This is a genomic window from Synechococcus sp. LTW-G, assembly GCF_054459035.1.
In genome coordinates this window covers 100,174-126,966 of record NZ_JBTKYW010000001.1, presented here as the reverse complement: position 1 = coordinate 126,966, position 26,793 = coordinate 100,174, and the positions used below count along the sequence as shown (strand labels likewise).

The following is a 26,793-nucleotide window of genomic DNA, read 5'->3' as shown; positions in this document are numbered from 1 at the left end:
AGGGTTCAGGATCTCCGGAAACCCTAGCGGCCACAAAGCTCGAACCCATGGGTATCGGTACCGCAACTTCGCAGAAGTGCGTGTTTGGACAGAAGTTCTGAGACCGAGTCGCACACCAACGGCGTCGGACGCCATTGCGGCTGCATGTCGTAGTCGTAGTAGGCCTCGGCCCCATCGAACCCCAGATCTGCGGCCGCGGGGATCAATCGCTGAAACGGCAGTCGATAGCGGCCGGGGTGGGCCAGCAACGCCAATCCCCCAGCGGCATGGAGCCGGCGCCTGACCTCGCTGGCCTTCAGCGCTTCCCCGATCGGAGCTTGGCCCTGGCGATAGGGCTCCAGCGCAGGGTGTTCGGGATCAAAACCAAGGCCGAGGACATGAACAAGGCAGCCCTCCAGCAGGCAGCTGATCTCGATGCCACTCCAGAGTTGGGGCGGGCTCATCCCGCTCTCGACCTGTTGCTCAAACCAGCGCTGGATTGGCAAAAAAGCTGCTGTGCTGTGGTGATCGGTGACCGCAAGATGCTCCAGGCCAATGGTGAGGGCCTGCTGGGCCAAGGCCTCAGGCGCGAGGCTGCCGTCGCTGTTGGTGGTGTGGCAGTGGAAATTCAGCCGCGTTGGGCAGCATTCAGCCGTGACGGATTGCAGGACCGGGATCAGGGGATGGCGCACTAGCTGGCTGCGGCGGCTTCCTTCTCGGCCCGGAGGCGGCGCCAGCGGGCATAGAACTGAATGGAGGCGGCCATGAAGACCACCAGGGCCACGATGAACCAGGTGGCGGCTCCGGTTGGGAACTGGTTCTTGAAGACCACCAGCATCACAACGATCACCAACAGCAAGGTCGGCAGCTCATTGAGGGCCCGCAGTTGTTTTGGACTCCAGCCGCAGCTCCCCTGTTGCAGCTGCCCCATCAGGCGATAACAAAAGAAGTGATAGGCCAGCAGGGCCGCGACAAAGGCCAACTTGGCGTGCATCCATCCCTGCTGCAGCCAGGCAGGGTTGGCCACCAACAGGCCAATGGCCATGGAGACAGCCACCACCATTCCCGGTGTGGTGATGATGTTGGCCAGACGCTTTTCCATCAGCCCGTACTGGGCCTGGAACGCATCCTTGAGGGCAGGCTCGAGCTCCTCGGCCTCCCGGTGATAGATGAACAGCCTGACGAGATAAAAGAGTCCGGCGAACCAGACCACCACGCCGACGATGTGGAGGGTCTTGAACCAGAGGTAAGCCTCAGGAGGAAGGGCCGCCAGGGTGATCACAGGCCGGAGCCGAACTGGGCAACAAGTTAGGCGCCACCACTGGCCGCCAGGGCGCGATGGTTGGCCGCGGTGCTGCGGATCGCAGCCAGCTCCTCCTCCGGAAGCTTGCTGAGCTGCTTCATCACCAATCCCATCCTGTGGTTACGCCTGAGTTCAGGTTCATGGCGTGCCAAAAAATCCCAATAGAGGCTGTTGAAGGGGCAGGCTTTGGGACCAGTGCGCTGTTTGACGTCGTAGGAGCAGCCTTTGCAGTAGTTGCTCATGCGCTTGATGTAGTTGCCGCTCGCCGCATAGGGCTTGCTGGCCAGGCGACCGCCATCGGCAAAGACCCCCATGCCGAGCACGTTCGTCAGCATCACCCAATCGAAGCCGTCGATGAACATCCGGTGGAACCAGGCCGTTAAGGCTTGGGGATCCAAGCCGGCCAGCAGGCCGTAATTCGCCAGGAGCATCAGGCGTTGGATGTGGTGGGCGTATCCACTGCTCTCGATTTCCGCAAAAACAGTGTCGAGGCAACGCATCCCGCTCCCCCCAAGCTGCTCAAACCACTGCGGCAGGGGCTCTGAAGCCCCGAAATGGTTGACCTCTGCGTACTGCTCGCCGAACCAGTGATAGAGGCCGTGGGTGTACTCCCGCCAGCCCAGGATCTGACGAATCACTCCCTCGAGTCCCGCCAGGGGCACCTGCCGCTCAAGGCCCTCCCGCTCCAGCCGCTGAATGACCTCCAGGGGATGGAGCAGTCCCAAATTCAGATACATGGAAAGCAGTGCATGCCACAGAGTGGGCTCACCGCTGACCATGGCGTCCTGAAAAGGACCAAAGCCTGAGAGGCGGGTCTGAGTGAAGTGATCCAGGACCTGCAGGGCCTGGTCACGATTGACCGCCCAGCGAAAGGGTTGGGTCTCCCCTGGCAAGCCATGGCGCTGCTGCAGCCCCTCAACCTTCTCGATGACGGCCCTGGTCACGTCATCAGGCTCGAACCAGAGTGGGGCTGGACCGCTCAGACCTTTCGTTGGGGGCTTGCGGTTCTCCTGGTCGTAATTCCACTGGCCGCCAAGGGGTGAATCGGCGGTCTCCATCAGAACGCCAAAACGCTTGCGCCCTTCGCGGTAGAAGAGCTCCATGCGCAGTTGCTTGTAGCGCCCTGCCCAAGCCGCAAAGTCTTCCCGGCTCCAGAGGAACGCATTGCTTTGCATCCAGTGGATGGGAATGGGCAATGACAACCGCTCAATGGAGCGGCGAAAACCGCGATCCACCGGCTCCATCAGCCGCAGTTCCTGGATCCCCTGCTCTTGAATCCAGGCCAAGAGAGCGCTGCTGAACGTCTCCGTCTGGATGTAGTCCACAGTCCAGCCCTGGTCGCGGAGGTCGGCGGCGAAGTGGCGCATGGCACTCCACACCAGAACCATTTTTTGGGCGTGATACGCCCGTTGCTCCAAGACCGAACTGCTCTCCAGCAGCAACACCCGGCAGTCCTCAGGCCTGGCACTGGCCAGAGCTGACTGATCAGGGTTGAGCTGATCACCCAACACCCAGATGCCGATGCTCATGCAGGCTCCCCAGCCAAGCGGCAGGCCTTGGTGGCCACGGCCTGGGCATAGCCGCGTTCGACCAGTCCCGCCGCCGGCGAAAGCTGACCGTTGCGGCAGTCGATCACGATCCGCTCACGGTGGCCCCGCTGATCGCTGATGCGCATCCTCAGCTGGAAGTGATGTTTGGCGCTGCGGCTGATCTCGTCGGCGCAGATGGGGCCAATGCACAACCCGGGCGCTGCCCAGGCCGCTGCGGGAGCCAGCAACAGCATGGCAATGATCGAAGCCAGGATCCAACGCAAGGGCTTCACCCAGCCAGCTCCAACGGTCGATCATTCTCGAGGTCAACCGCGTCCTCCTGGGGCTGGCCCGCGCCAACCTCATCGCCGCCAGGGTGGAAGTGGTCCCAGATCACCTTGGCGAGTCCAGCCCCCATTCCTGGAGCTGCCGCCAGGGCCTCGGGGCTGGCGAGCTGAATCGCGTCGATGGAGCGGAAATGGGCCAGCAACTCCTTGATCCGCTTGGGTCCAAGGCCAGGGATGTCTGAGAGACGGGAGCGCTTCATCCGCTCACCCCGCTGCTGACGGTGGAAGCTGACGGCGAAACGGTGGGCTTCGTCGCGAAGCCGCCGTAGGAGCTGAACGCCGAGCTGTTCCGGTTCGCTCTCCAACGGCTCCTTTACACCGGGAATGAAGACCTCTTCGCGTTGTTTGGCCAGGGAACAGACAACGAGATCCTCATCGAGGTTGAGCTCCCGTAGGGCCTCCATCACCGCAGAGAGCTGACCCTTGCCGCCGTCGATCATCACCACGTCCGGCCAGTCATTGAGCCCGCCCGTGTGGAGCGCTGAGCCTGCCGATCGCCGCAGTTCCTTGAGATCGGCACCGGCAGCCTTGGCCTGGGCCCAGCGGCGGAAGCGGCGCCGCATGATCTCGGCCATCGCCATGAAGTCATCGGAATGACCGGAGCGGATCGAGCTGCTCTGGATCTTGTATTTGCGGTAGTGCTGCTTGGCCGGCAAGCCATCGATAAACACCACCTGCGATGCCACCGCATCGCTGCCCTGGATATGGCTGATGTCATACCCCTCGATCCGGCGGGGAGGGGGGTTCAGCTCCAGCAGCTGCGCCAGATCCTCGGTGGCGAGGAGATTTTGTTCGCTGGCGCGGCGGGCCCGTTCCAGTTCGTAGTTGGCGTTGCGTTCGACCAACTCGATCAGGTCGGCCTTTTGGGCACGTTGGGGCACGGACAAACGCACCTTGCGGCCACGAAGCTCTGAGAGCCAGTCCTCAAGCAATTGCTGTTGGGGCAAGGGGGCCTGGAGCAGGAGTTCGGGTGGAATCTCGACCCCCTCGACCTGGCTGTAGTGCTCCTCGATCACGGTCTGCAGGATCCGCCCCATGGCAGCGCGACGCGCTTCCGACGGGGGCAGGTCGCCTCCCGCCCCCTCCTCCGCTGAAGGCATGCCAATGGCATCGGCGGTGAAGCCAAGCCGGCCGACGAGCTTTCCGGCCCGCATTTGAAACAGCTGCACTGCCGCCACCCGCTCGTCGGCAGCCATGGCCAAGACATCGCGTGAGATCGAGCTATCGCCAAGGCTCATCTTCTGATCCGCCGTCAGCGTGTCGATGCCCTGGAGCTGATCGCGCACCCGGGCAGCACTCTCAAAATCCAGGCGCTCGGCGTAGCGCTCCATTTGCTCATGGAGCAGGTCCAGCAGCTCTTCATTGCGTCCCTGGAAGACCATCGCCACCTGCCTCAAGGTGCGGTGGTAGTCCTCGGAGCTGATCTTTTCTTGGCAGACCCCAGGGCAGCGGCCGATGTCGTAGTTCAGACAGGTCCGATCACGATGGAGAGGCTGGGGGCGCTGACGCAGGGGAAAGACTCGTTTGACCAAGCCCAGGGTGCGCCGCAACAGGCCAACATCCACATAGGGCCCATAAAAACGATCCAGGGGTGAGCGGAAGCGCCGCCTGCGGGTGATGAAGATGCGCGGGTAGGCCTCGCTCCAGGTGATGCAGAGGTAGGGATATTTCTTGTCGTCCTTCAGCAGCACGTTGAAGTGCGGCTGGTGGTTCTTGATCAGGTTCGCCTCAAGGGCGAGGGCCTCTGCCTCGCTGTCGGTGACGATGAACTCGATCTCACAGACCTGCCTCACCATCAGGGCGATGCGCGGAGAGTGGCCATGGCCACTCCCGCTTTGGAAGTAACTGCGGACCCGGTTGCGCAGCACCTTGGCTTTTCCGATGTAGAGGATTCGGTCCTCCGCATCCCGCATCAAATAACAACCAGGCTCAGTCGGGACCTCCTTGAGGCGAGCCTTGAGCCGCGTTGGATCCTGCAGCAGAGACTTCAACCGCCGTACTGCCAGCCGGTGCTGCTGAGTTCGAGGGCCGCGCCATCGCGGTGAAGAACGGCACTCTTGACCTCACCGACAAACACGGTGTGATCGCCATGGGCGACCTGGCCGATGAGCTCACACTCGACTCCACCGAGGGCGTCGTTGAGGATCGGCAGGCCCAGTTCGCCGAGGCTGAAGGGAGCCGCGTCAAAACGGCCACCGACGCCCTTCTGGGGTTTGAAGAAGACGGCAGCTAAATCCTTCTGGTCGGCCGCGAGGACGTTCAACGAGAAGCGCTTGGTGCGCTGAATCATCCCGTTACTGGTGCTGTCGGAGCGGACGGCCATGACCACCAGCGGCGGCTCGAACGAGCCCTGGGTCACCCAGCTGGCGGTGAAGCCGTTGACCTCTTCCCCTTCAGCCACACCACAGATGAAGACCCCGTGGGGAATCTTGCGAAGCAAGGTCTTCTTGGCGTCGGCGTTCAGTGCCATGGATCAGGCCCTCAGAGCCCAAACTCTAGGAACAGCAGGGCCTTTGCGGGTCTGAGCGAGCCTTCTCTTTCTAGGATCGACGCATGAAAGTCCTGTACCCCGGCAGCTTCGACCCCCTGACCCTTGGGCATCTGGATGTGATCGAACGGGGTTCACATCTGTTCGATGGCCTGGTGGTTGCTGTGCTGCGCAACCCGGGTAAAAACCCTTGCTTCAGCGTTGAGCAGCGGATCGAGCAGATCCGTGGAGCGACGGGTCATCTCCAACGGATCGAAGTGGCGGCATTCGACGGGCTCACGGTTGAATTCGCCGAGCGCTGTGGTGCCGGCGTGATTCTGCGGGGCCTGAGGGCGTTGAGCGACTTCGAATACGAACTGCAGATCGCGCATACCAATAAAAGTCTGGCTCCGAAGCTGGAGACGCTGTTTCTCGCAACGGCAACGGCCCACAGCTTTCTCAGCAGCTCGGTCGTCAAGGAGGTGGCCCGTTTCGGCGGACCGGTTGGTCACATGGTCCCCACAGGAGTGGCAGAAGATCTGGCGAGGCTTTTTAATCAGTAGTCCCTCCACGCACCCCGCTGATGTCTGAGACGCAGCTGACCTCCGTGCTCGACCAGCTGGATCAACTGGAGGAAGTCGTTCTCGACGGCACCCGGGTTCCCTTCAGTGGCGGGCGTTTGGTCAACGAGCAGGACGCCATCGAATTGATGGATGCCGTGCGGGATGCTCTGCCCGGTCAGTTGGTCAAAGCCGACGAACTGGTGGCCAAAAAGGATGAGTTCATCCAGCAGGCCCGCCAAAAGGCGGACGACATCGTTGCCCAGGCCAAGCAGCAGCGGGATCAGCTGATTAATAGCCAGTCGATCCGCAGTGAAGCCGAGCGGCAGGTGGCGGAATTGCGCGACCAGGCCCGCCAGCAGTGCGAGCAGATGATCGCCCAGGCCCGGCAACAGGTCGCCAAGACAGAACAGGAGCATCAAGCCAGGCTGGCTCAGCTGGAGCAACAGTTCAGCCAGCGCCGTCAGCAACTCGAACAGGAAGGGCTGCAACGCCGCCAGCAGCTTGATCAAGAAGCGATCGAGCTCAAGCGACAGCTCAGCGAGCAACACGAGGCAGCACGGAAGCAGAGCCTCACGGAACTTGAGAAGGTTCGTGTTGAGGCCCTTCGTCTGCAGCAGAGCAGCCAGGCTGAAGCCGAGCGGGTGCAGGGCGATGCTCTGCAGTTCCGCCAGCAAACCCAGCAGCAGTGTGAGGCCCTCATCGCCCGCAGCCGCCAAGAAGCCAGCACTATCCAAGAAGGGGCGAACCGCTATGCGGAACAAGTCCTCGGTGAACTCGAGGATCGTCTGCGGGAGATGGGGCAGGTGGTTGTGGCTGGCAAGCGTGAGCTGGTGAAGCTCCAGGGTGTCAATCCAGCCTCACTGGTGCCGAACCCCGTTGCTGGTCAACAGCAGGCCGTGCCGATCAACCGCGCCCGCCGCGCCGCGGATCGCATTCGCAAGGCAGCCGGAAACCGCTAGGGGCAGAGCGCACCGTTGCGGGTCTGACGGAGCAGTTGTCCAATGACCGTATTGGGGTCGCTGGACCCGTTTGAAATCATGCTGATGTAGCGAGGCCCAGCGGGGGTGTTCAGCAATCCGCTGACGGAGCGCACTCCTCGAATCGTTCCGGTTTTGCCGAAAAACTGACCCTGCAACTCGGTGTCGTACCAGTAGTTGCGGAGGGTTCCACGCTCACCGGCAATGGCCATTGAGGCGAAGTAATGGTCGGCCATTGGGTGCTGCGCCATGCGCAACATCAATGCCACCAGCAGGCGGCTGGTGAGGCGGTTGCCGCGGTCGAGACCACTGCCGTCAACCACCTTGATCCCTGCCACCGGTAGACCTTGGGCGGCCAGCCATTGGCTGGTACGCCACTGGCTTGTGACTTGGTCCCAACTTCCAGCGGCCTGGCGCAGCAGGACCTCAGCAGTGAAGTTGTGGCTCTCGGTGTTCGCCAGGCTCAACAGGCCATGCATGCCGATCGAGCGTTCCTCATGGAGCAACACCGCACTGGAGGGGGGACTCCCATTGGGGGTCGGTGCCACGGTGCTGATGCTGGCCTGTCCTCCCTGACGTTTGATCTCTGCCGCCAACAGTTGTTGAAGGCGACTCGGTGGGTCGCTCACGGCCATCGCCTTGGCATTGCTGGTGACAGCCAGACGCGTAATCGGTGCGCCATAGGCCTCGACACGGTCCTCACCAGGCCAACCTGCCGGCCACCAGCGCTGGGGGGGCTCCTCCTGAAGTTGGATACGGACCGCAGAGGGATTGGGTGAGCTGCTGCCGCCTTGTCCCAGCGCCAACTTGGCGAAGCGCTGGAGCTGGGGGGTGTTGAAGTCTGGATCCCCCTCACCGGTCAACAGGAGGCTTCCATCGGCCCTACGCCAGAGCCGGGTCGTGAGGCTGTAGTCGGGACCGAGACGGTCCAAGGCCATGGCCGTTGCGACCATCTTTTGGTTGGAGGCTGGGATACGGGGCGTTAAACCGTTCAGATCCGCCAGGAGCCGACCGGAGCCATCGCCAACACTCACGCTCCAGACGCTGGCTTCGGCACCAAGCACCTGTCGCAGGCGTGTCTGCAACGCTGGACAGCTGACCTGGGTCTGCAGTTGCGGAAATCCCAGTGGAGGCGGTGGAGCAGGCAGGGAGATCGCCCGACTGTCAGGGGCGGCCGCCTGGAGGCCAAGCGAGGGGAACAGCGCTAGGCCAAGGCCAATCAGAACCCCTGCTCGCCGCCCCGCCATGGTCAGGAGGCCCCGAGTTGGAGCCCAGAGACGGAGCCATTGAGCCTGAATTCCCGTCCCTCCAACTCAATGGGAGCACCAATCTTGAGCGTCTGGTTTCCGAACACCACTCCACCGGCTCCCTTGCGGCCCTCCCCTTTGAGCACAAAGCGGGCATCCAGGTTGCCCAATTGCTGTTGGTTGGGATCGGGAGCGGTGACGACCTTCCCATCGGCCAGAACGGCGGCCAGTTGACGCTGCAGAGGAATGACGTCATCCACCGCCACCGAGCCGTGGGGCTGGTTGCGGATCACGATCGAGACCTTGGCTTGCTCCTTTGCAGCGGCGATGAGCGCAGGCGGATTGGCCACCGGGACGTTACGGACATCGACGAACACCGTCACTGGCTGCAAACCGCCGGTGGCTCGGGCGACTGCGCCACTGAGCTTGGGGCTCCACACCACACCGCCAATGGCCAAAACCACAGCCGCCGCAGCCCCCGCATCCACCAGCGAGAAACGACGCGACAACGAAGGCATGGCGGGGAGGCAGAGTTCGAACTGTACGGAGACTGGGCCGCCGAAACAAGCATTCGTGGGAGCTAGTTCTGGAGCCCCTCGATCAGGCGATCAACGGCCTTGAGTCCTCGAGCGACCCCGCCGCCTTCACCCTCAAGGGCGTCGGCCATCTGCTCAGCATCTGGCTTGAGCTCGAAGTCCTTGACGAAGCGATAGCCGTCGGGGTCTCGCCGGTAGAGCTGCCAGTCCAGGGGATAGGCACGTCTGAGTGCGCCCTCCCCGGTGGGGATGAGGGCATAGGCGGACTGCCAGGTGGCGAGGAAGCCCTTCCGACGCTCGCGCGCCACAGTCCCAATCCCCACCGCGGCATCCTCCAGTTTTCCGTTCAGCAGAACAACACTGCCGCGGTGCTGAGCGCAGACGGCTTCAACGTCCTCGTAGTCCGCCGGGGTCGGGGCTACCAGGACCAGAAGCCCATCGCTACCGCCGTCGGCCTGCTGGAGTCGCTTGATTCCGCTGAGTTCGGTGATGCTGCCCGCCTGCTCCGCTGCGTCCCGCTTGGCCAGGGCCGCTGCACCGGCGTCAGGGAAGACCAAACGGGCCTCAGCATGGGCAGGCAACAGCGCTGCCAACAGGCGCAGCGAGACCGGCAGGATGCGCAGTCCTTCAAACCGAAATTCTGCGGTCCAGAAGCCTTTGGCTTGGCTGGCAAGGGCAGCGGCAATCGCTTCAACAGCTTCAGCTTCAGCGCGTCGCAGATCAGCGGGGAGCATCCGGGCCATGTCGTTCGGCCGACCCTAATCAGCCATCACTGCGGCGATGGCCTCCCGCAAAGCGATCGGGACAGGCGCAAGGTCAGCGTCGCGATGCCAGGACCCCAAACTGAGGCGCAGGCCGCTGGAGCTGCGCTCTGGTGCGATTCCCATGGCTTCGAGGATCGGACTGCCGGCCGCCTTGGAGCTGCTGCAGGCCGAGCCGCTGCTGATCCCATAGCCCAGACGTGACATGGCCCGAACGACCGAGCGTCCGGAGAGGGGCACGCCCTGCGGCGACGCGACCAACAAGCTGATGTGATTGGCCAGGCGCTGTTCAGGATCCTGAAGGGGATCAGGACCGGTCAGCTCCACTCCGGGGAGCTGGAGCAAACCCGTCAGCAGTGCGTCACGCCTCTCAATCAGCGGATCTTCCGTCCCTTGAAAGCGCTGAATGTTGAGCAACTCCAGAGCCTTGGCAAAGCCCGCAATCAAGGGCACCGGTTCGGTCCCAGCACGGATCCCCCGCTCCTGGCCGCCTCCGGCCTGGATTGGGCGGACTGGCACCTGGTCCCGAATCAAGAGGGCGCCAACACCCCGGGGTCCACTGAGCTTGTGACTGGCGACGCTGAGTAAATCAATGGGCAGCGCATCGAAATCAATCGGCCGTTGCGCAGCCACCTGCACTGCATCGACGTGCAGCAGCACGCCTGCTTGACGGCAGAGCCGACCGATCAGGTCCATGGGCTGGAGGGTGCCGACCTCGCTCTGCCCCCAGATCAACGACACCAAACGGGTCGGTGGCGCGAGCCGGGACTCCAGGACCGCAAGATCAATCAAGCCCTGGCGATCCACCGGGATGCGCTCGAGCTGCCAACCCTGCCGTTGCAGCTGCAGCGCCGCCGCTTCGGTGGCGGGATGCTCAACCGCAGAGAGCAAGAGCCGAGGTGCTGACCCTTGCCCGTCCCAGAGCTCAGCAGCCGAACCGAGCAGGGCGAGATGAATTGATTCGGAACCGCCGGAGGTAAAGATCAGGTCCCCACTGCAGCCCAGCTGAGCAGCGATCTGTTGGCGGCTGCGCTCGAGCTGTTCGGCGGCGGCCAGGCCGAAGCCATGCAGGCTGGATGGATTCGCCCAGGCCTCGCGATCCACCCGTTGGATCTCCGCCTGAACCTCTGGCGCCAACGGGGTGGTCGCGGCGCAATCGAGGTATTGGCGAAGATCCGAAGTCATGGTTCGCGCTCGAAGCGAGCGCGGGTCCGAGACTCCAGGGAATTGGTGGCCAGGGTCACCAGATCATCCAGGGAGGTGCTGTTCAGCAGTGCCGCGACCTTGGCTCGGGCGGCTTCGCTGGGGCAATTGTCCGGGCGAATACAGCCGTTAGCGCAGACCGTCGCGCAGTCGATCTGATCGCCTGAATCGGCGGGGGGGTGGGTCTGCTCCACGGCAGGGGGGGCCATCTCCGTCTCTGCGGCCTGCCCACGCGCCGCGGCTACGGCCTCGGCATCCGGGATGGAACCGTCGAACACATGCTCCGCCGGGCCGTCCATGAAGACCTTACCGTTCATGGCGTCCCAGTGAATCTGCAGGGGGCCGCCCGGGAGGTCGATACGGGCTGTGCGCTCGGAGAGCCCAAGGCGATGGCAGGCCACCAGGGTGGCGCAGGCTCCGGTGCCGCAAGCGAGGGTTGGGCCTGCCCCGCGTTCCCAGACCCGCATCACCAGATGGGATGGCGAGAGCACCTCGACGAAATGGACATTGGTTTTCGCCGGGAACGCGGGGTGGATCTCCAGGTGACTGCCAAAACGCTCCAAGTCGATTTCATCGACGGAATCCACAGGCACCACCACGTGGGGGTTGCCCATTCCGGCGGCGGCCACGGCAAACCGCTCGCCATCAATCTCCAGTTCGCCGCTGGGAAGCCCCGCCTCGCCGACCTCCAGGGTCGTTGGGATCTCGCTTGGCGTCAGGAAGGGCGCGCCCATGTCGACGCGAATCGTGCCGTCGGGGAGAAGCTCCGGAACGATCCGGCCCGCCAGGGTGTCGACCTGCCAGGTGCGACCGGGGCCATCCCCATCGCAATCGGCCAGGAAGCGGGCCAGGCAGCGGATGCCGTTCCCGCACATCTCGGGTTCGGTGCCATCGGCGTTGAAGATGCGCATCCGCAACTCCCCTCCGCCGTTGGGTGGCAGGGCCAGGATCACGCCGTCGCCTCCCACCCCAAAGCGGCGATCGCAGAGCTGAACCACCAGCTCCGGGGTCAAGCCAAAGAGGAAGTCCGTATCGCCCGATTGACGCCCATCGAGCATCAAAAAGTCGTTACCGAGACCTTGGTACTTGCTGAATTGGAACACGCGCGACAGCCTGTGAATGGAGGCCCACCAATGCGCTCGATCCTATGGGGAGCAGTCGGGAATGGCGGCCAGGAGACCTCGACACCTCCCAGCCAGGAGTACGCCAAATCCAGGCCTGGATCCGCGAGCAGCTGCCCCTGTCGGTCCAGCTCCTCAACGGCAGCAGCGTCACCGGCAGACCGCTCTGGGTTGACGCTTGTTTTCTCGCACTGGAATCGGAGCCCGGCACCCCCAGCTTGCTGATCAATCGCGATGCCATCGCGATGCTGCGGCCCCTCGCCTAACAGCAGCTATGGGAGCATCACTGCTCCACTCCCGATCCGCCCGTGAGCGAGTCCAGCCGCTACCAACCCCAGGCCACTGAGGCCGGCTGGCAACGGGCCTGGAAGGCAAACGGTCTACACAGCACCCCAGAGATCAAGGCCGGCGACGAGGCCTTTTATGCCCTCTCGATGTTCCCCTACCCCTCAGGGAACCTGCACATGGGGCATGTCCGGAACTATGTGATCACCGATGTGGTCGCCAGGGTTCAGCGCTTGCGCGGCAAGAAAGTGCTGCATCCGATGGGCTGGGATGCCTTTGGTCTGCCCGCTGAGAACGCCGCCATTGAGCGGGGCGTGGATCCCGGTGCTTGGACGGACCAAAACATTGCCTCAATGCGCGATCAACTCGATCAGCTGGGGCTGTCGATTGATTGGGATCGGGAGCTGGCCACGTGTCACACCGATTACTACCGCTGGACCCAGTGGCTCTTCCTGCAGTTCCTCGATGGTGGGCTGGCCTACCAAAAGGACGCCACCGTTAATTGGGATCCGATCGACCAGACCGTGCTTGCCAATGAGCAGGTCGACAGCGAAGGGCGGTCCTGGCGCTCCGGTGCTCTCGTTGAGAAGCGCAAGCTGCGGCAGTGGTTCCTGAAGATCACCGATTACGCCCAGCAGCTGCTGGATGACCTGCCCAAGCTGGAGGGTTGGCCGGAGCGGGTGCGCACGATGCAGGCCAATTGGATCGGCCGCAGCACCGGAGCTGAGCTCCAGTTCAGTGTGGTCGACGCCAACGGCCAGGAGAGTGGGGAGCAGGTCACGGTGTTCACCACCAGACCCGACACCCTCTTTGGCGCCAGCTACGTCGTTCTGGCTCCGGAGCATCCGCTCGTCCCCGCCCTGACGACGGCGGCCCACCAGACCGAAGTCGAAGCGTTCTGTGACCTGGTGTCCCGCCAGAGCGAACAGGAACGGACGGCGGAGGACAAACCCAAGCGTGGTGTGTCCATTGGTGCCCAGGTGCGAAACCCCGCCAATGGAAAACTGATCCCGGTTTGGATTGCTGACTACGTCCTGGCGGAGTACGGCACGGGCGCCGTCATGGGAGTGCCCGCCCATGACCAACGGGATTTTCTGTTTGCCCGCCAGTACGAACTCCCGGTCAAGCAGGTGATCATTCCCGAGGGCAGTGACGAACATGCCTTTGAGGGTGGAGCCTGGACCGAATCAGGGGTCTTGATCCATTCCCAGGGCTTCGATGGGATGACCAACGAGGCGGCCAAACGGGCGATCACCGAAGCAGGGGAGAAGGAGGGTTGGGCCCGTGAGAAAGTCCAATTCCGCCTGAGGGATTGGCTGATTTCCAGGCAGCGTTACTGGGGCTGCCCGATTCCGGTGATCCACTGCGAGAGCTGCGGTGTTGTTCCGGTGCCGAATGAGCAGCTGCCGGTTGAACTGCCAAGGGATGTCGCCTTCAGCGGCAAGGGGGGCTCCCCCCTGGCCCAACTTGAAAGCTGGGTCAATGTCGATTGCCCCTGTTGCGGCAAACCAGCTCGCCGCGAGACCGACACCATGGACACCTTCATGTGTTCCAGCTGGTATTTCCTGCGCTACAGCGACGCCAAGAACACTCAGCTGCCGTTTGCGAAAGACGCCGTTGACCAGTGGTTGCCAGTGGATCAGTACGTCGGCGGTATCGAGCACGCCATCCTTCACCTTCTCTACTCGCGCTTCTTCACGAAGGTGTTGAGGGACCGAGGCCTCCTTGGTTTTGATGAGCCCTTTCAACGGCTACTCACCCAGGGAATGGTTCAAGGGATCACCTACAAGAACCCCAAAACAGGCAAGTACATCCCACCCGCTGAGGTGGCCGATGCCACGGATCCCCGCGATCCGTTAACGGGCGATCCCTTGGAGACCTTCTTCGAGAAGATGTCCAAGTCCAAGTACAACGGCGTCGACCCAGCGCTTGTCATCGACAAGTACGGCGCTGACACCGCGCGGATGTTCATCCTCTTCAAGGCTCCGCCGGAAAAGGACCTGGAGTGGGATGACGCGGACGTGGAAGGGCAGTTCCGCTTCCTGCAGCGCATCTGGCGTCTTGCCGATGCAGCTGTTGAGCGCGGCCTGAGTCTCGCCGGCGGCGCTGGTTCCCCGGAGTCGCTCGCTGAGCGTCTGGGCTCAGGCGAGGCACTCTCGGAGGCAGAACAAGAGCTGCGCCGTGCGGTTCACACGGCCATCCAAGAGATCACTGACGATCTCGATGGAGACGTTCAGTTCAATACGGCGGTGTCTGAGTTGATGAAACTCAGCAATGCCATGGGGACACATTTGGCTGCGAGCTCGGATGTGCTGGCCTGCGAAGCCCTGCGCACGCTCTTGGTCCTGCTGGCACCATTTGCGCCCCACCTGGCCGAGGAACTCTGGTTGAAGCTCGGAGGCCGGTCTGCGGATGAGGCTCTAGAGAACAGCAGCATCCACACGCAGCAGTGGCCTCAATGCGACGCGTCCGCCCTGGTGCGCGCCACCGTCCCCCTGGTGATTCAGATCAAGGGCAAGGTGCGCGGCAACCTTGAGGTGCCAGCCGACGCCGACAAAGCAACGCTCGAGCGCTTGGCGCTTGAGAGCGAGATCGCAGAGAAATGGCTGGAGGGCAAAGCCCCCAGCCGCGTCATCGTTGTCCCTGGACGGCTCGTCAACCTGGTCCCCTAGGGACCTAGTCGTGAATGAACACGAGGGACTCGGGCCGCCCCCAGTCCCCTTTGGCTGAGATGTGGCGACGGTTGGCGCAGAGGTGCCGCAGGATCCAGTAGAGGGGCTCGGCAGTCTCCAGGGCCAACTTGCCTTGGAGTTCGGCCAGGGTGTGTTCCCGCTGGTCAGCCATCACCATCTCCAACCTGGACTGCAGATCCAGAAGTGCTGCCGCCGCTTTCTTGCCGGCCTCAACGCCGGGTTGGTGGTAGGCGTTGACGTTGACCAACTCGCCGTAAAAGCCCACGGCGCGCTCGAACAGTGCAATCAGGGCACCCAGGCTGTGGGCGTTCAGACGCTGCATCGTGATGCTGAGGTTGAAGCGTCCTTCTTCAGTCAAGGCTGAACGGGTGCCCTGGAGGAAGCCGTCCAAGAAGTCGCCAGGATTCTCACCCTCCAGCGGCGGAATATCGCCAGGGTCCTCGAGCACCTCGACAAAGGTCACGAAGAAGTTGTCGACACCGTCGCGCAGTTGCTGCACGTAGGCGTGTTGGTCGGTCGAGCCTTTGTTGCCGTAGACCGCAATGCCCTGGTGGACGACCTGACCGTTGCGGTCCAACTTCTTACCCAGGCTCTCCATCACCAGTTGCTGGAGGTAGCGGCTGAAGACCTCCAGACGGTCGCGGTAGGGAAGCACAACCATGTCTCGCTGGCCCTTGCCGCCACAGGCGGAATACCAGGCAGCGGCTAACAGTGCAGCCGGGTTCTGATCAAAATCGGCCACCCGAGTGACCGCATCCATCTCAGCCGCACCCGCCAGGAACTCCCGGATGTCGGAGCCAATCAGAACGCCTGGGAGCAAACCCACAGCACTGGTAATGCTGGTTCGGCCGCCGACCCAATCGAACATGTCGAAGCGCGCCAACCAACCCGAGTCCTTCGCTTCACGATCGAGCTTGCTGTCGACCATCGTGACGGCGACGGCCTGTTGGGACCAACTTCCGCCGGCTGCCTCAACGGCACGACGCGCTTGAAGCATGCCGATATGGGGCTCGGGGGTTCCCCCGGACTTGCTGACCACAATCACCAGGGTGGTCTTCAGCCGCTCACCAATAGACGCCAAAGTCCGGCGCATTCCATCGGGATCGACATTGTCGAAGAAATGGAAGGGAAGGCCAGCTCCTGGATCCTGAAGCGCCCGAATCATCAAGAGGGGGCCAAGGCCAGAGCCGCCGATGCCGATCCAAAGCACGTCGGTGAAACGCTGCCCAGAGCCATTGCCGATGACTCCAGAGAGAACGTCGCGACCGAAGGACTCAATGCGATCGACTTCAGCCTGGATGTGAGCTCCACTGGCTGGATCGGGGGCGAGCTGGGGGTTGCGTAGCCAGTAGTGACCAACCTGGCGTTGCTCATCGGCGTTGGCGATGGAGCCGGACTCCAGGGCCGCCATGGCCTGGAAGGCCTGATCAAAACGAGGCTTTAAGGCAGAGAGGGTGGCCGAATCCAGGCCCATGCGGCTGACATCGAGCCAGAAGCCGAGCTTCTCGTTGTGCCAAAGCTGACTGCAGAACCTCTGCCACTGGCTCGCGGGGTCCAGAGCGGGGGCAGAGGGGCGGGAAGACATCAGGCCAGATCAAGCGGTCCGCCCTTTGAACCTATCGGTGAAATCCAATCAGGGATACCCTTTTTGGCGTTTCCTGAGGATTGAGCCGGGACCAGATTGCGACTGTGTGGACCTGCGCATGAGTGCGGCCTCAGGCGAAAGGTCGACCTAGGCTCAAGAAAAGCCTTTTGATTGGGTTCTGACTCTCAATCTGCGCTACGGAAAGCGGCTTCGGCCCCATCGGACCAGGCGCAACCTCTGGGCCTGGCTTGGGGCGGCCACAACGGCGCTAGCCAGCCTGGCGACCTACCCGCTTGTCCAGACCGCTCTTCGCCCCAGCAACGGCGTCAGTGTCGATCGCATCGATAGCAGCAGCCATTCAGACCCAACCAAATTCAGCGCAGAAGAGCTGAAGGAGTTGCAGCGCCGCTTTGGCGTGCATGGACCCCAACCTCGGCTCGCGCGTCTATTCACCCAAGGGGTGGACCAGTTCACCCCCCTTCGGGACCACACGGTGAATCGGTTGCAATCGCTTCAGCCGGTGATCCAACAGCAAAGCCGCCGCACGGGCCTGAACCCGATGCTGTTGGCCGCGATTTTGTTTGACGAGATGCAGCACGCCAAGCCCGGTGAGGATCACCCCTTGGCAGCCCATTCCGGGCTATTCAGCACCCATGGCCCAGCCCAGCTGGGCCTCAGTGAGATGGAGAAACAGGGATTGCTTAGCCCCGATGCCAGTCCCGAGGAGATTCAAGCCGCCCGCAATCAACTGCTCGACCCGGAGCGCAACGTCGAACTTCTGGCGGGGAAAATGATGCGTCTGCTGAAGCTCCTCGACCGGCAGGCCAGTGAGACCAGCAACGTCAGTCGCTCCCACCGTCATGCCAAGACTGTGGCAACCCTCGCCTATCTCCACAACGGCAGACTCGACTACCCAGCCAGGATCCTGCGCTACATGCAGGACCCCGAACTGCACGGCTTGGTCTATGGGCGCCAGCGGCAACCCCTGTCACCGCTGATCTGAAGGGTCTTCAGCAGAGCACCCCAAGGGCCGCCAATCGCTGCTGCAGCGCCTCCCAGTTGAAGCTCCTGGGATCAGCACGCGCTGCACCAAGATCCACATGGCGGTGGGTCGTAATCCGCTCCTTCGGGATCTTGTAGCGGTTCATCCAATCCGCAAGGACGACGGCCATGGCGTCGTACTGGGCGGAGCTGTAGCCACTGTGGGTTTCCGCATCGTTCTCACCATCCAGCGGTGTCTCGAGGCTGAGGTGCAGAGCGAAATTGTTGATAGAGCCAGGAAGCTCTGGATTCAACACCGCCCATTCGCCATCGAAAGCGGAGTAACCCGCTCCATAGGCACGAAATCGGGGGTGTAGGGCTTCAACCGACTCTCCGTTTTCACCGATCAGCAGGTGGTAGCTGACCTGGTCCTCATCCCTTGGGTTGTGCTTGATGAAGGTGTTCAGCGCCGATTGCAGCCCGAAGACCGTCTCATGCAGAACAACAAGCGATGGGGTCGTCTGCAACGGATTTCCAAACGCGTCATAGGGCACGCGCTGGTCGTAGTTGGAGGGGTCGATCTTGACCCGCTTGAGGGTGGAGGGATAGGTCTGCTGCTGCGTCTTTAACCGTGCCACCAGGGCGCGGTCATTCACGCTGCATTGGCGCTGCAGGGGGCTGGTCCATGCCGCTTGAGCGGGAGGGAGAGGAGCGGGCCGTGCATTGGCAAGGGGAGCTGGCAGCCGCGCGGGAGCCTGACTCGAACGCTGCCAGAGCGGAATGAGGCTGAGGCCAGCCAAGGCGACTAGGGCCAGCCCCAGTGCACGGCGGTGCGGAATGCGAGTCGGTTGCTCTGGAACGAGCCGGACCATGGCTAGCCCACCCGTTGTTGCAACCAGGCCTCTTGGGCTGCCTGCTGGGCGGTTGTGGGGTTGGCTACAGGCTCGAGTTTGTAGCGCTTGGGCTGCGGAGCATCACTGCAGAGTTGAAGCTCCCGCAGGCTGGAACGACGGGCCATGAGCAGCGGCTGAGCCACGCCAGCACGCAGATGCGTTGGAACGTCGTCGGGCTTGGCCAGCCGCTGGCCGGCCAAGCCGATCAGTTCATCGCCCACCATCAGCCCAGCCCGCTCAGCCGGGCTATGGCGCAAAACGCGCTGAACAACCAGCCGGCCGTCCTTCAGACCCGTGGTCATTCCCGTCCAAGGATCGCTGGACATCTCCGGCTCCAGAGCCAGGCCTACATCCAACAGGTAGCCAGAACAATCAGGATCGTCGACGTCCGTCAACCATTGCTCTAGACGCCCAGCCAAACCGGTGACTTGACCTTCAAAGGCCTCCAGCAGATCGGACTCCCCATAGCCGCGACCATGGCGACCGTGGCTTCTCCAAAGCTGCTGAACAACGGCGGAGAGTGAGCTCTGATGACGCCGGAGCTCAAGATCCAAACAGAGGGCGACGACCGCCCCCTTGAGGTAATAGCTGACTTGGCTACTGGCGGAGTAGGCATCGGCCTTGTAGAGCTTGACCCAAGCCTCCTCACTGCTCTCTCTGAGGGTCTGGACCTGACGCCCAGGCGTGAGCAGGTAACGGCTGAGGTCCTCCCCAAGATCACTGAAGTAGTCCTGCGGCGTACTCAAGCCAGCGGTCAGCGGCAGCAGCTGATCGAAGTAGCTGGTGACCCCTTCTGCAAACCAGAGCGTCGGGATCACACTGGCGCGGTTGTAGTCCACCGGCCGAAGTTCCCTTGGGGTCAGACGCCGGACGTTCCACTGGTGGAAATACTCGTGGGCAACGAGCTGCAGAAACTTGCGGTATCCGCTGCTGGTCTCGAGGTTGCGGCGCCCATAGACAAGGACCGTGCTGTCGTCGTGCTCCAGGCCCCCATACCCCTCATCCAAGAGGTGCAGCACAAAGAGGTAGTCCGAACTGGCAGGTCTTGGTTCGCCCATCAGACGGCAACAGGCCAAACAGACCTGCTTCACGTCCTCGAAGAACGTCGGATAACGATCGGCGAACCACACCGCGCAGGCGGGATCTGAAAACCAGGTCACCCAGCGATGGGGAACACCCAGGACCTCGAACGGATGCGACTGGTGTGGACCTGCCTCGATGGGGCTGTCGATCAGCTGATCAAACGTTGTCGCGAGCCAAGATCCCGTGGCATCCGTGGGCAGGGGAACAAAGGCATTCCAGCCATTGGGCACCACGCAGGTCAGGCGGTGGGGACTCCAGCGCTGACCCGCAACCTCGAGAACCACCGCCGCTAAGGCGAAAAAGCCGTGGTCCTGATCCAGATGACAGGTGCGAACCGTCAGCTCCGTGGCCATGACGCCATAAGTCAGCACCAGCGGTCCCGCGGCTGGATTGCAATCGATCTGCCAGGTACTCGGATCGGTGCGGCGCACGGACCGCCCAAGACCCTGCTGAACAGCCTTGAAGCCCTCCAGCTGCTTGACGTAGTCGCGGATCAGGTAGGACCCGGGTGTCCAGCCGGGTAGTGAGACCTGTTGCTGCGCTTGTGGAGAGGAAATCTCAAGCCGCACATGCACCAGGTGGCTCTGAGGGTTGCTCAGATCAAGCTGGACCTGAACCAATCCCGTCATCGTTCAACCGTCAGCTGATCAATTCAACTGAAGCGTTCGACAGCTCCGCGGCAGCGGTCTGAAGGGCCTGGAGAGCGGCGTAGCTGCGGGTGATCTGTCCGACGAGCTGCTGAACGGAGTGGGATCGTCCGAGCCGCTGCAGATCGCCCACCAAAGCCAAACGTCCATTGGACTGACGGCACCAACCCAATTGCTGCTCGGGGTTCACCTGCACCCAGAGGGTGACCGCCTCCTGCTGGTCGGCAAAACCCTGGAGCCGGCCGCCCCAGTGGACCGCGTAGCCGAGCTCCTGGAGAGCCTGGGCCAGAAGGCGCTCATCCGTAAGGACCGTTGGCAGGATGGAGAGATGGGACATGGCCAGGACTCCACTTTTCCAGACCCTAGCGGGAGTGGATTGGCCGTCCAGTGGCCTTTGCCACCGGAGCATCCGATCGTCACCAAACCGCCCCTGCGCTTGGGGGTCATGGCCTCCGGCTCGGGCAGCAACTTCGAGGCCCTGGTCCAGGCCTGCCGCTCCGGGCAACTCTCTGCCGAGGTCAGCCTGCTGATCGTGAACAAGCCTGAGGCGGGCGCCTTGAGGCGGGCCGAGGTCCTGGATGTCCCCGCACAGGTATTGGACCACCGGAACTACCCATCGCGGGAGGCGCTCGACCGCGCGCTCGTCACCTCCTTTCGTGCCGCGCAGGTGGACCTGGTGGTGATGGCCGGTTGGATGCGAATCGTGACGCAGGAACTGATCGAGGCCTACCCAGAACGGCTGATCAATATCCATCCGTCGCTGTTGCCGAGTTTCCGGGGGGCGAAAGCGATCCGACAGGCCCTCGAGGCCGGCGTCACCCTGACGGGCTGCACGGCCCATCTCGTCGAATTAGAGGTGGACACAGGGCCGATTTTGGTGCAAGCCGCCCTTCCTGTTTTGGAAGGAGACTGTGAGGCAAGCCTTTCCGAGCGAATCCATCAGCAGGAACATCGGATCCTGCCCCTGGCCGTCAGCCTGGCTGCCCAGCGCCTTGGGCTTTGCGCTCAGGGATAGAAGGGCAGCAGCGGGAGTCCCGTTTCAGCGGGCAGGCCCGCCATCAGGTTCAGGCACTGGACCCCTTGACCGGCTTGGCCTTTGACCATGTTGTCGATGGCGCTCATCACGATCAGCTGACCGGTGCGCTGGTCCACTTGAACCGACAGCAGCGCCCTGTTGGTCTGGCGCACCCATTTGGTCGAGGGATAGGTGCCGACCGGTAGAACCTGTACGCAGGGGGCGTGGCGATAGGCCGCCTCGAGCAGCGTTGTGCAGTCCTCCGCGGTCAGTCCTGGATCGCGCAGTCGGCCATAGACCGTGGCGAGTAGACCGCGCACCATCGGCGTGAGGTGTGGAGTGAACTGCAACTGAATGCTCGTACCCGCGGCCCGGCTGCAGAGCTGCTCGATCTCACTGGTGTGGCGGTGCCCCACGACGCCGTAGGGGGAGATGCCTTCCGAAGCCTCCGCCAGGAGGAGATGCTCCTTCGCGGCCCGGCCGCCGCCACTGGTGCCGGTCTTGGCGTCGATGACGATGCCGCTGGTCTCAATCAGGCCCTGCTTCAAGAACGGGGTCAAGGCCAAGAGGCTGGCGGTGGGGAAACACCCAGGAGCCGCCACCAGGCGAGCCGCAGCAATGCGCTGCTGATCCCACTCCACCAGGCCGTAGACGGCTTCCTGGCAAAGGTCCGCGTCAGTTCTGGGGAAGCTGCTGGCCTCGGAGGCATAGACCTCCTTCCACTGATCCAGGGAGCTGTAGCGATAGTCAGCGGAGAGGTCGACCACCTTGACGCCACGCTCGAGTAGCGCAGGGGCGAGGCGGGAAGCCAGGCCATTGGGAAGGCTGAGGACCGCGAAGTCAGCGGCCTCGGCAATGGCATCCACCTCCGGGTTCTGCACCACCGGATCGCCTGGCAGTGGCAAAAACGGAGTGAGCTGACTCCAACGCTTGCCGCTGCTTCGCTCGCCCCCCAGGAAGCTAACGGTCAATTCCGGATGGCCCTGGAGCAGCCGGAGGGTCTGCAAACCGCCGTAGCCCGAGGCCCCAATCACGGCGACGCGCTGACTTGCCATGGCTTGCACAGGGGAAGGCCGATCGTACCGGGCTCTATAAAAGTGTCAGTGCACCTGGCCGTCGGGCCCGCCTTCCCTGAACCAGCCCCTGACTCAGGACTCGTTTGTCTTCGATTCCATCGCCGACGGTCTGGCCGCGATCCGCAATGGCGAAATGGTCGTGGTGGTGGACGACGAAAACCGGGAGAATGAAGGGGATCTGATCTGCGCTGCCCAATTCGCTACACCGGAGCAGATCAACTTCATGGCCACCGAGGCGCGGGGCCTGATCTGTCTGGCGATGGAGGGTGAGCGTCTCGACGCGCTCGACCTGCCACTGATGGTCGATCGCAACACCGACAGCAATCAAACGGCCTTCACCGTCAGCGTGGATGCAGGCCCCGAGAACGGAGTCTCCACAGGCATCTCAGCGGAAGACCGGGCCCGCACGATCCAAGTCGCCATCCACCCGGGGACCCGTCCGAACGACCTGCGCAGGCCGGGCCACATCTTCCCCCTGCGGGCGAAGCAAGGGGGAGTGTTGAAGCGTGCCGGGCACACCGAAGCTGCCGTCGACTTGGCACGGATGTCGGGTCTCTATCCAGCAGGCGTGATCTGTGAGATCCAAAACGCCGATGGCTCCATGGCCCGGCTGCCGCAATTGGCGGAGTACGCCAAGCGCCATGGCTTGCGCTTCATCAACATTGCGGACCTGATTCGCTACCGGCTCGATACGGAGCGCTTTGTTCGGCGCCAGGCCGAAGCCATGCTCCCGAGTGCCTTCGGTCAGTTTCGGGCGATTGGCTATCGCAACGAGCTCGATGGTTCGGACCATGTGGCCATCGTTAAAGGCAACCCAGAACACTCGGCAGGTCCCGTCTTGGTTCGGGTGCACAGCGAGTGCCTCACCGGCGATGCCTTCGGCTCCCTGCGCTGTGATTGCCGCCCGCAACTGGAATCCGCCCTGCGGATCATCGAGGAGGCCGGCGAGGGCGTCGTGGTCTATCTCAGACAGGAGGGCCGGGGCATCGGCCTGATCAACAAACTCAAGGCCTATTCCCTGCAGGACGGCGGCTTGGACACCGTCGAGGCCAACGAACGACTGGGCTTTCCGGCGGACCTGCGCAACTACGGCGTCGGAGCGCAAATCCTCAGTGATCTAGGGATTCACCGTCTCAAGCTGATCACCAACAATCCGCGCAAGATTGCAGGCCTCGGTGGCTACGGCCTTGAGGTGGTGGACCGGGTGCCCCTGGTGATGGATCCCGGCCAGCACAACGTCAATTACCTGCAAACCAAACAGGCGAAATTGGGGCACTTGATGGACACCGCCGCCGTCCAAGGACCAGCGGCAGTCCTGGCCTGGAAGCCGAGTTCGGGCCAGGACGAGGCCAACAGTGCAAGCTTGTTTCAGCAGCTCTCCGACTGGGCCGAGCAGCAAGGATTGGAGTTGGAGCGGGAAGAACACTCCCGGGTGTTGGCCCTGATGGATCAGCCGGAATTGGCCGTTCTCGTGAACGGCGGAAATTCTGAAGGCCTGCGACAGATCCTGAGAACCATGGCGGACTGGCCGGAGACCCAAAGCGTGAGCCTGTTGTTGGCGCCCGATGCGCAGCGCAGCTCACATCCGAGCAACACCCTGGAAGCGCAGCGCAGACCTCTCCAGGAATTGCGCTCGGGTCAGGCGGGAGTCCCGTTTGAAAGCGGAGCCCTGCTGCGCTGGTGTTGAGGGAGTGGGGCTGCTGGGCAGCCCCGACAAGCGATCAGCCTTGGATCGTGACTTTGTTGATCCGGCTGCCGTTCTTCAGGGCCAGGACCACGTCCATGTTTCCGGTGTGACCGAAGACGGTGTGGACGCCATCGAGGTGAGGCTGGGCCTCATGGCAGATGTAGAACTGCGAACCACCGGTGTTCTTGCCGGCGTGGGCCATGGCCAGGGTGCCGGCCTGGTGCTTCTGAGCGTTGATCTCGCAGTCGATCTGATAGCCAGGACCACCGGTGCCGGCCATGCCGCGGGCACCCTCACGGCTGTTCGGGCAGCCCCCCTGGGCCATAAATCCGGGGATGACACGGTGGAAGGCCAGGCCGTCATAGAAGCCGTCCTTGGCCAGTTTCACGAAGTTGGCCACGGTGTTGGGCGCGTCGGCTTCGAACAGTTCCAGTTCGATCGTGCCGGCGTCGGTCTCCATCACGGCTTTGGTCACGGTGAGATCGTCAGCAAACCGCCTCAGTATGGGCGCTCCGGTAGAAGTGATGGGATCTGATCAGTGGTGATGTCCGTCCCCCATTCCGTCGATCTCAGCCAGGCCCGTCTTGGGGTCCTGGGCGGCAGTGGGCTCTACGCAATGGAGGGATTGGAGGATGTCCAGGAGCTCACCATCGAGACCCCCTTTGGTCCTCCCTCGGATCAACTGCGTCTGGGCCGACTGGGGGGCATGGAGGTGGTCTTCCTGGCGCGCCATGGCCGCCATCACACCTTCCTGCCGACGGAGGTTCCCTACAGGGCCAACATCTGGGCCATGCGCTCCCTTGGGGTGCGTTGGATCCTCTCCCCATCAGCGGTGGGCTCACTCCAGCAGGAGATCCCCCCGTTGGACATGGTGGTGCCCGATCAATTCATTGACCGCACTCGGGAGCGACCGAACAGCTTCTTTGGCAACGGCGCTGTGGCCCATGTGGCCCTGGCGGATCCCTTCTGCCCCAGCCTCAGCCGCCTGTTGGCGGATGTCGCCGACAGCTTGATGCCGGAGGGCAGGACCCTGCACCGCGGCGGAACCTATCTCTGCATGGAAGGTCCCGCCTTCTCCACCCGGGCCGAGTCCAACCTCTATCGAAGCTGGGGCTGTTCGGTGATCGGGATGACGAACCACACCGAGGCCAGACTCGCCCGAGAAGCAGAAATCGCCTACGCCACCCTGGCGATGGCCACGGACTACGACTGCTGGTATGCCGACCACGACAGCGTGACCGTCGAGATGGTGATCGGCAATCTCAAAGCCAATGCGGCCCTCGCCACCCAGATCGTCAGGACCACGGCGGAGCGGATCGCAGCCCTGAGGCCCGCCAGTGCGGCGCACCACGCCCTGCAGGATGCACTGATGACCCCCGCCGATCAGGTTCCTGCGACGACTCGAGTGAAGCTCAATCTCTTCACTGAGCCCTATTGGGGACCGTTCAAGGGTTAAGCCAAGAGGGCCTGGCGGAGGTTGCCGCCACTGCGCTCGAGGACCTCGGCTGCCTGCGCGGCATCCAGCGAGCGGCGTGCCATCACCAGGGCCAACTTCACCGAGCCAGCACTGGCTTCAAGCAGATCTCGTCCCTGCTCGCGGCTCACGTTGGCGAGATCCGAGAGGATGCGAAGCGCACGATCCTCGAGCTTGCTGTTGGTGACGGCGACATCGACCATCCGGTTGCCGTAGACCTTGCCCAGGCGGACCATCACGCCGGTACTGAGGATGTTCAAGGCCATCTTCGTCGCGGTCCCGGCCTTCAGACGGGTGGACCCGGTCAGGACCTCGGGGCCGGTGAGCAAGCGAATATCGATGTCACAGGACATCGGGACCTGCTCCGCAGGAACACAGGCCATGGCGATGGCCAGTGCGCCAAGGGAACGGGCATGGGCCAGCCCACCATGGACATAGGGGGTCGTGCCCCCTGCTGCAATGCCGACCAGGGCATCGCCCGAGCCAAAGCCGCGCGCTTCGAGGTCAGATCGTCCGGCGTCGAACAGGTCCTCCAGACCCTCAGAACTGCGCAAAAGGGCCGGAGCGCCACCGGCCAGAACCCCCTGCACTAACTCCGGGGCACTGCAGAAGGTGGGGGGACATTCCGCTGCATCGAGGACTCCAAGCCGGCCCGAAGTACCTGCACCGAGGTAGAAGAGGCGCCCGCCCGCCTGAAGCCGCTGCGCGATTGCATCGATCGCTTGCGCAAGGGCAGCAGCGGCGCCAGCCACAGCCTCTTGGGGCTTGCGGTCCTCAGCAACAAAGACGCCAACAAGGTCTTCAGTACTCAGCGCATCGAGTTCGCTACTGGCGGGATTGACCTGTTCAGTCAGCAGGTGCCCCCGCTGCACATCCTCAAAGGCGCCTGGGCTCACAGCAGACCCTCAAGGCGCCGGCGAAAGGCTTCTAATTCGCTGTCACCGGTACTGATCGGCTCTTCCGTCGGAGCCAAGGGAGCCTCGGCGGTTTGCGTGGTCTCCTGACCTGGCTCGGGTTGATCCCGCCAGGTTGTGGTGTCCATATTTTTCTCTGGAGGAGCAATCAGCAGGCGCTCCTCGGCGGTCTGCGGCAAGAAGCCACTCGGGACAAAGCGCGCTTCGTAGCCAGCGCTGGAGCAGAACTCCTCCATTTCGCGACGCTCGATCGCTTCAACGCTTGGGGTGGGGAAATCCTGCGCCTCCAGCAATCCGGCATAGCGCTCGGCATCGTCACGGTCCTCAAAAAGCAGAACGACGGTGGAACCATTGAGTTCCAGAGAGTGAATGCCCTCGTTCTCGCTGCCAGCGTCAAAGAGCAGAACGTGAACCGACATCCAACGCG

Annotated in this window: 27 protein-coding genes; 8 read left to right on the top strand and 19 right to left on the bottom strand. The window is 62.9% G+C overall.

Annotation, left to right across the window (positions count from 1 at the left end):
• Positions 1–23: 23 nt before the first annotated feature.
• The 6 genes from ACXIQ9_RS00725 to ACXIQ9_RS00700 are packed head-to-tail and all read right to left on the bottom strand — an operon-like array spanning position 24 to position 5,628.
• Positions 24–671: a PHP domain-containing protein gene (locus ACXIQ9_RS00725; RefSeq protein WP_459014975.1), complete on the bottom strand. Its 648-nt coding sequence runs from the start codon at positions 669–671 to the stop codon at positions 24–26.
• Complete coding sequence (gene hemJ / locus ACXIQ9_RS00720; protein ID WP_371820527.1) at positions 671–1,258, bottom strand: protoporphyrinogen oxidase HemJ; 588 nt, start codon at positions 1,256–1,258, stop codon at positions 671–673. The genes ACXIQ9_RS00725 and hemJ overlap by 1 nt, the downstream gene beginning before the upstream one ends.
• Positions 1,259–1,287: 29 nt before the next feature.
• Positions 1,288–2,811 (bottom strand): cryptochrome/photolyase family protein, encoded by a 1,524-nt coding sequence (locus ACXIQ9_RS00715; protein ID WP_459014973.1) that lies wholly within the window; start codon positions 2,809–2,811, stop codon positions 1,288–1,290.
• On the bottom strand, positions 2,808–3,065 hold the full coding sequence (locus ACXIQ9_RS00710) for a hypothetical protein (RefSeq protein ID WP_050778481.1): 258 nt from the start codon (positions 3,063–3,065) through the stop codon (positions 2,808–2,810). Before ACXIQ9_RS00710 ends, ACXIQ9_RS00715 begins: the two co-directional genes overlap by 4 nt.
• Before the next feature lie 35 nt (positions 3,066–3,100).
• Positions 3,101–5,149, bottom strand: coding sequence for an excinuclease ABC subunit UvrC (uvrC, locus tag ACXIQ9_RS00705; protein WP_459014971.1), 2,049 nt, complete (start codon positions 5,147–5,149; stop codon positions 3,101–3,103).
• Complete coding sequence (locus tag ACXIQ9_RS00700; RefSeq protein ID WP_010317037.1) at positions 5,146–5,628, bottom strand: flavin reductase family protein; 483 nt, start codon at positions 5,626–5,628, stop codon at positions 5,146–5,148. The genes uvrC and ACXIQ9_RS00700 overlap by 4 nt, the downstream gene beginning before the upstream one ends.
• An 83-nt stretch (positions 5,629–5,711) precedes the next feature.
• On the opposite strand from ACXIQ9_RS00700, the gene coaD reads away from it, so the two are divergent.
• On the top strand, positions 5,712–6,188 hold the full coding sequence (gene coaD / locus ACXIQ9_RS00695) for a pantetheine-phosphate adenylyltransferase (protein WP_010317039.1): 477 nt from the start codon (positions 5,712–5,714) through the stop codon (positions 6,186–6,188).
• 20 nt (positions 6,189–6,208) lie between these two features.
• On the top strand, positions 6,209–7,147 hold the full coding sequence (locus ACXIQ9_RS00690) for a coiled-coil domain-containing protein (protein WP_247478486.1): 939 nt from the start codon (positions 6,209–6,211) through the stop codon (positions 7,145–7,147).
• Here ACXIQ9_RS00690 and ACXIQ9_RS00685 read toward each other — a convergent pair.
• From ACXIQ9_RS00685 to dapF, 5 genes are all read right to left on the bottom strand, one after another.
• Positions 7,144–8,412, bottom strand: a complete 1,269-nt coding sequence (locus ACXIQ9_RS00685) for a D-alanyl-D-alanine carboxypeptidase/D-alanyl-D-alanine-endopeptidase (RefSeq protein ID WP_459014967.1) — start codon at positions 8,410–8,412, stop codon at positions 7,144–7,146. The genes ACXIQ9_RS00690 and ACXIQ9_RS00685 overlap by 4 nt on opposite strands.
• Positions 8,413–8,414: 2 nt before the next feature.
• Positions 8,415–8,930, bottom strand: a complete 516-nt coding sequence (locus ACXIQ9_RS00680; protein WP_459014965.1) for a DUF4330 domain-containing protein — start codon at positions 8,928–8,930, stop codon at positions 8,415–8,417.
• A gap of 62 nt (positions 8,931–8,992) precedes the next feature.
• Positions 8,993–9,691 carry a DUF1995 family protein gene (locus ACXIQ9_RS00675; protein WP_010317047.1) on the bottom strand — a complete coding sequence of 233 codons (699 nt, stop codon included), beginning with the start codon at positions 9,689–9,691 and terminating at the stop codon, positions 8,993–8,995.
• Between the two features lie 15 nt (positions 9,692–9,706).
• Positions 9,707–10,894, bottom strand: coding sequence for a cysteine desulfurase family protein (locus tag ACXIQ9_RS00670; protein WP_459014963.1), 1,188 nt, complete (start codon positions 10,892–10,894; stop codon positions 9,707–9,709).
• On the bottom strand, positions 10,891–12,015 hold the full coding sequence (dapF, locus tag ACXIQ9_RS00665) for a diaminopimelate epimerase (protein ID WP_459014961.1): 1,125 nt from the start codon (positions 12,013–12,015) through the stop codon (positions 10,891–10,893). Before dapF ends, ACXIQ9_RS00670 begins: the two co-directional genes overlap by 4 nt.
• A 44-nt stretch (positions 12,016–12,059) precedes the next feature.
• On the opposite strand from dapF, the gene ACXIQ9_RS00660 reads away from it, so the two are divergent.
• Together ACXIQ9_RS00660 and leuS are read left to right on the top strand one after the other, a co-directional pair.
• Positions 12,060–12,299 (top strand): Hfq-related RNA-binding protein, encoded by a 240-nt coding sequence (locus ACXIQ9_RS00660; protein ID WP_010317051.1) that lies wholly within the window; start codon positions 12,060–12,062, stop codon positions 12,297–12,299.
• 42 nt (positions 12,300–12,341) lie between these two features.
• On the top strand, positions 12,342–14,990 hold the full coding sequence (gene leuS / locus ACXIQ9_RS00655) for a leucine--tRNA ligase (protein ID WP_459014959.1): 2,649 nt from the start codon (positions 12,342–12,344) through the stop codon (positions 14,988–14,990).
• Between the two features lie 4 nt (positions 14,991–14,994).
• On the opposite strand, the gene ACXIQ9_RS00650 is transcribed toward leuS, so the two are convergent.
• Positions 14,995–16,596, bottom strand: a complete 1,602-nt coding sequence (locus tag ACXIQ9_RS00650) for a glucose-6-phosphate isomerase (protein ID WP_459014957.1) — start codon at positions 16,594–16,596, stop codon at positions 14,995–14,997.
• Positions 16,597–16,993: 397 nt separating this feature from the next.
• Between ACXIQ9_RS00650 and ACXIQ9_RS00645 the strand changes: the two genes are divergently transcribed.
• Positions 16,994–17,599 carry a helicase DnaB gene (locus ACXIQ9_RS00645; protein ID WP_459014955.1) on the top strand — a complete coding sequence of 202 codons (606 nt, stop codon included), beginning with the start codon at positions 16,994–16,996 and terminating at the stop codon, positions 17,597–17,599.
• Positions 17,600–17,606: 7 nt separating this feature from the next.
• On the opposite strand, the gene ACXIQ9_RS00640 is transcribed toward ACXIQ9_RS00645, so the two are convergent.
• Genes ACXIQ9_RS00640 through ACXIQ9_RS00630 form a run of 3 tightly spaced genes read right to left on the bottom strand, consistent with a single transcriptional unit; the run spans position 17,607 to position 20,537 of the window.
• Positions 17,607–18,449 carry an N-acetylmuramoyl-L-alanine amidase gene (locus ACXIQ9_RS00640; protein ID WP_296415077.1) on the bottom strand — a complete coding sequence of 281 codons (843 nt, stop codon included), beginning with the start codon at positions 18,447–18,449 and terminating at the stop codon, positions 17,607–17,609.
• Positions 18,450–18,451: 2 nt separating this feature from the next.
• A complete protein-coding gene (locus ACXIQ9_RS00635; RefSeq protein ID WP_459014952.1) occupies positions 18,452–20,182 on the bottom strand; it encodes a M61 family metallopeptidase in 1,731 nt (576 codons plus the stop codon).
• A 10-nt stretch (positions 20,183–20,192) separates the two neighbouring features.
• Positions 20,193–20,537, bottom strand: coding sequence for a DUF1257 domain-containing protein (locus ACXIQ9_RS00630; RefSeq protein ID WP_010317057.1), 345 nt, complete (start codon positions 20,535–20,537; stop codon positions 20,193–20,195).
• Between the two features lie 39 nt (positions 20,538–20,576).
• Between ACXIQ9_RS00630 and purN the strand changes: the two genes are divergently transcribed.
• Positions 20,577–21,215: a phosphoribosylglycinamide formyltransferase gene (gene purN / locus ACXIQ9_RS00625; protein WP_459014950.1), complete on the top strand. Its 639-nt coding sequence runs from the start codon at positions 20,577–20,579 to the stop codon at positions 21,213–21,215.
• On the opposite strand, the gene argC is transcribed toward purN, so the two are convergent.
• Positions 21,206–22,270 (bottom strand): N-acetyl-gamma-glutamyl-phosphate reductase, encoded by a 1,065-nt coding sequence (argC, locus tag ACXIQ9_RS00620; RefSeq protein WP_296415084.1) that lies wholly within the window; start codon positions 22,268–22,270, stop codon positions 21,206–21,208. The genes purN and argC overlap by 10 nt on opposite strands.
• Positions 22,271–22,388: 118 nt before the next feature.
• Here argC and ribBA point away from each other — a divergent pair, with 118 nt between their 5' ends.
• On the top strand, positions 22,389–23,978 hold the full coding sequence (ribBA, locus tag ACXIQ9_RS00615; protein WP_424162946.1) for a bifunctional 3,4-dihydroxy-2-butanone-4-phosphate synthase/GTP cyclohydrolase II: 1,590 nt from the start codon (positions 22,389–22,391) through the stop codon (positions 23,976–23,978).
• Between the two features lie 34 nt (positions 23,979–24,012).
• On the opposite strand, the gene ACXIQ9_RS00610 is transcribed toward ribBA, so the two are convergent.
• On the bottom strand, positions 24,013–24,453 hold the full coding sequence (locus ACXIQ9_RS00610; RefSeq protein ID WP_010317065.1) for a peptidylprolyl isomerase: 441 nt from the start codon (positions 24,451–24,453) through the stop codon (positions 24,013–24,015).
• A gap of 69 nt (positions 24,454–24,522) precedes the next feature.
• On the opposite strand from ACXIQ9_RS00610, the gene ACXIQ9_RS00605 reads away from it, so the two are divergent.
• Positions 24,523–25,434, top strand: a complete 912-nt coding sequence (locus ACXIQ9_RS00605) for an S-methyl-5'-thioadenosine phosphorylase (protein WP_459014947.1) — start codon at positions 24,523–24,525, stop codon at positions 25,432–25,434.
• On the opposite strand, the gene murQ is transcribed toward ACXIQ9_RS00605, so the two are convergent.
• The gene (gene murQ / locus ACXIQ9_RS00600) at positions 25,431–26,348 is read right to left on the bottom strand and encodes an N-acetylmuramic acid 6-phosphate etherase (RefSeq protein ID WP_459014945.1); all 918 of its coding nucleotides are present in this window, start codon (positions 26,346–26,348) and stop codon (positions 25,431–25,433) included. The two genes, ACXIQ9_RS00605 and murQ, sit on opposite strands and share 4 nt — an antisense overlap.
• The gene (locus tag ACXIQ9_RS00595; protein ID WP_296420912.1) at positions 26,345–26,785 is read right to left on the bottom strand and encodes a DUF3110 domain-containing protein; all 441 of its coding nucleotides are present in this window, start codon (positions 26,783–26,785) and stop codon (positions 26,345–26,347) included. Before ACXIQ9_RS00595 ends, murQ begins: the two co-directional genes overlap by 4 nt.
• Positions 26,786–26,793 lie beyond the last annotated feature (8 nt).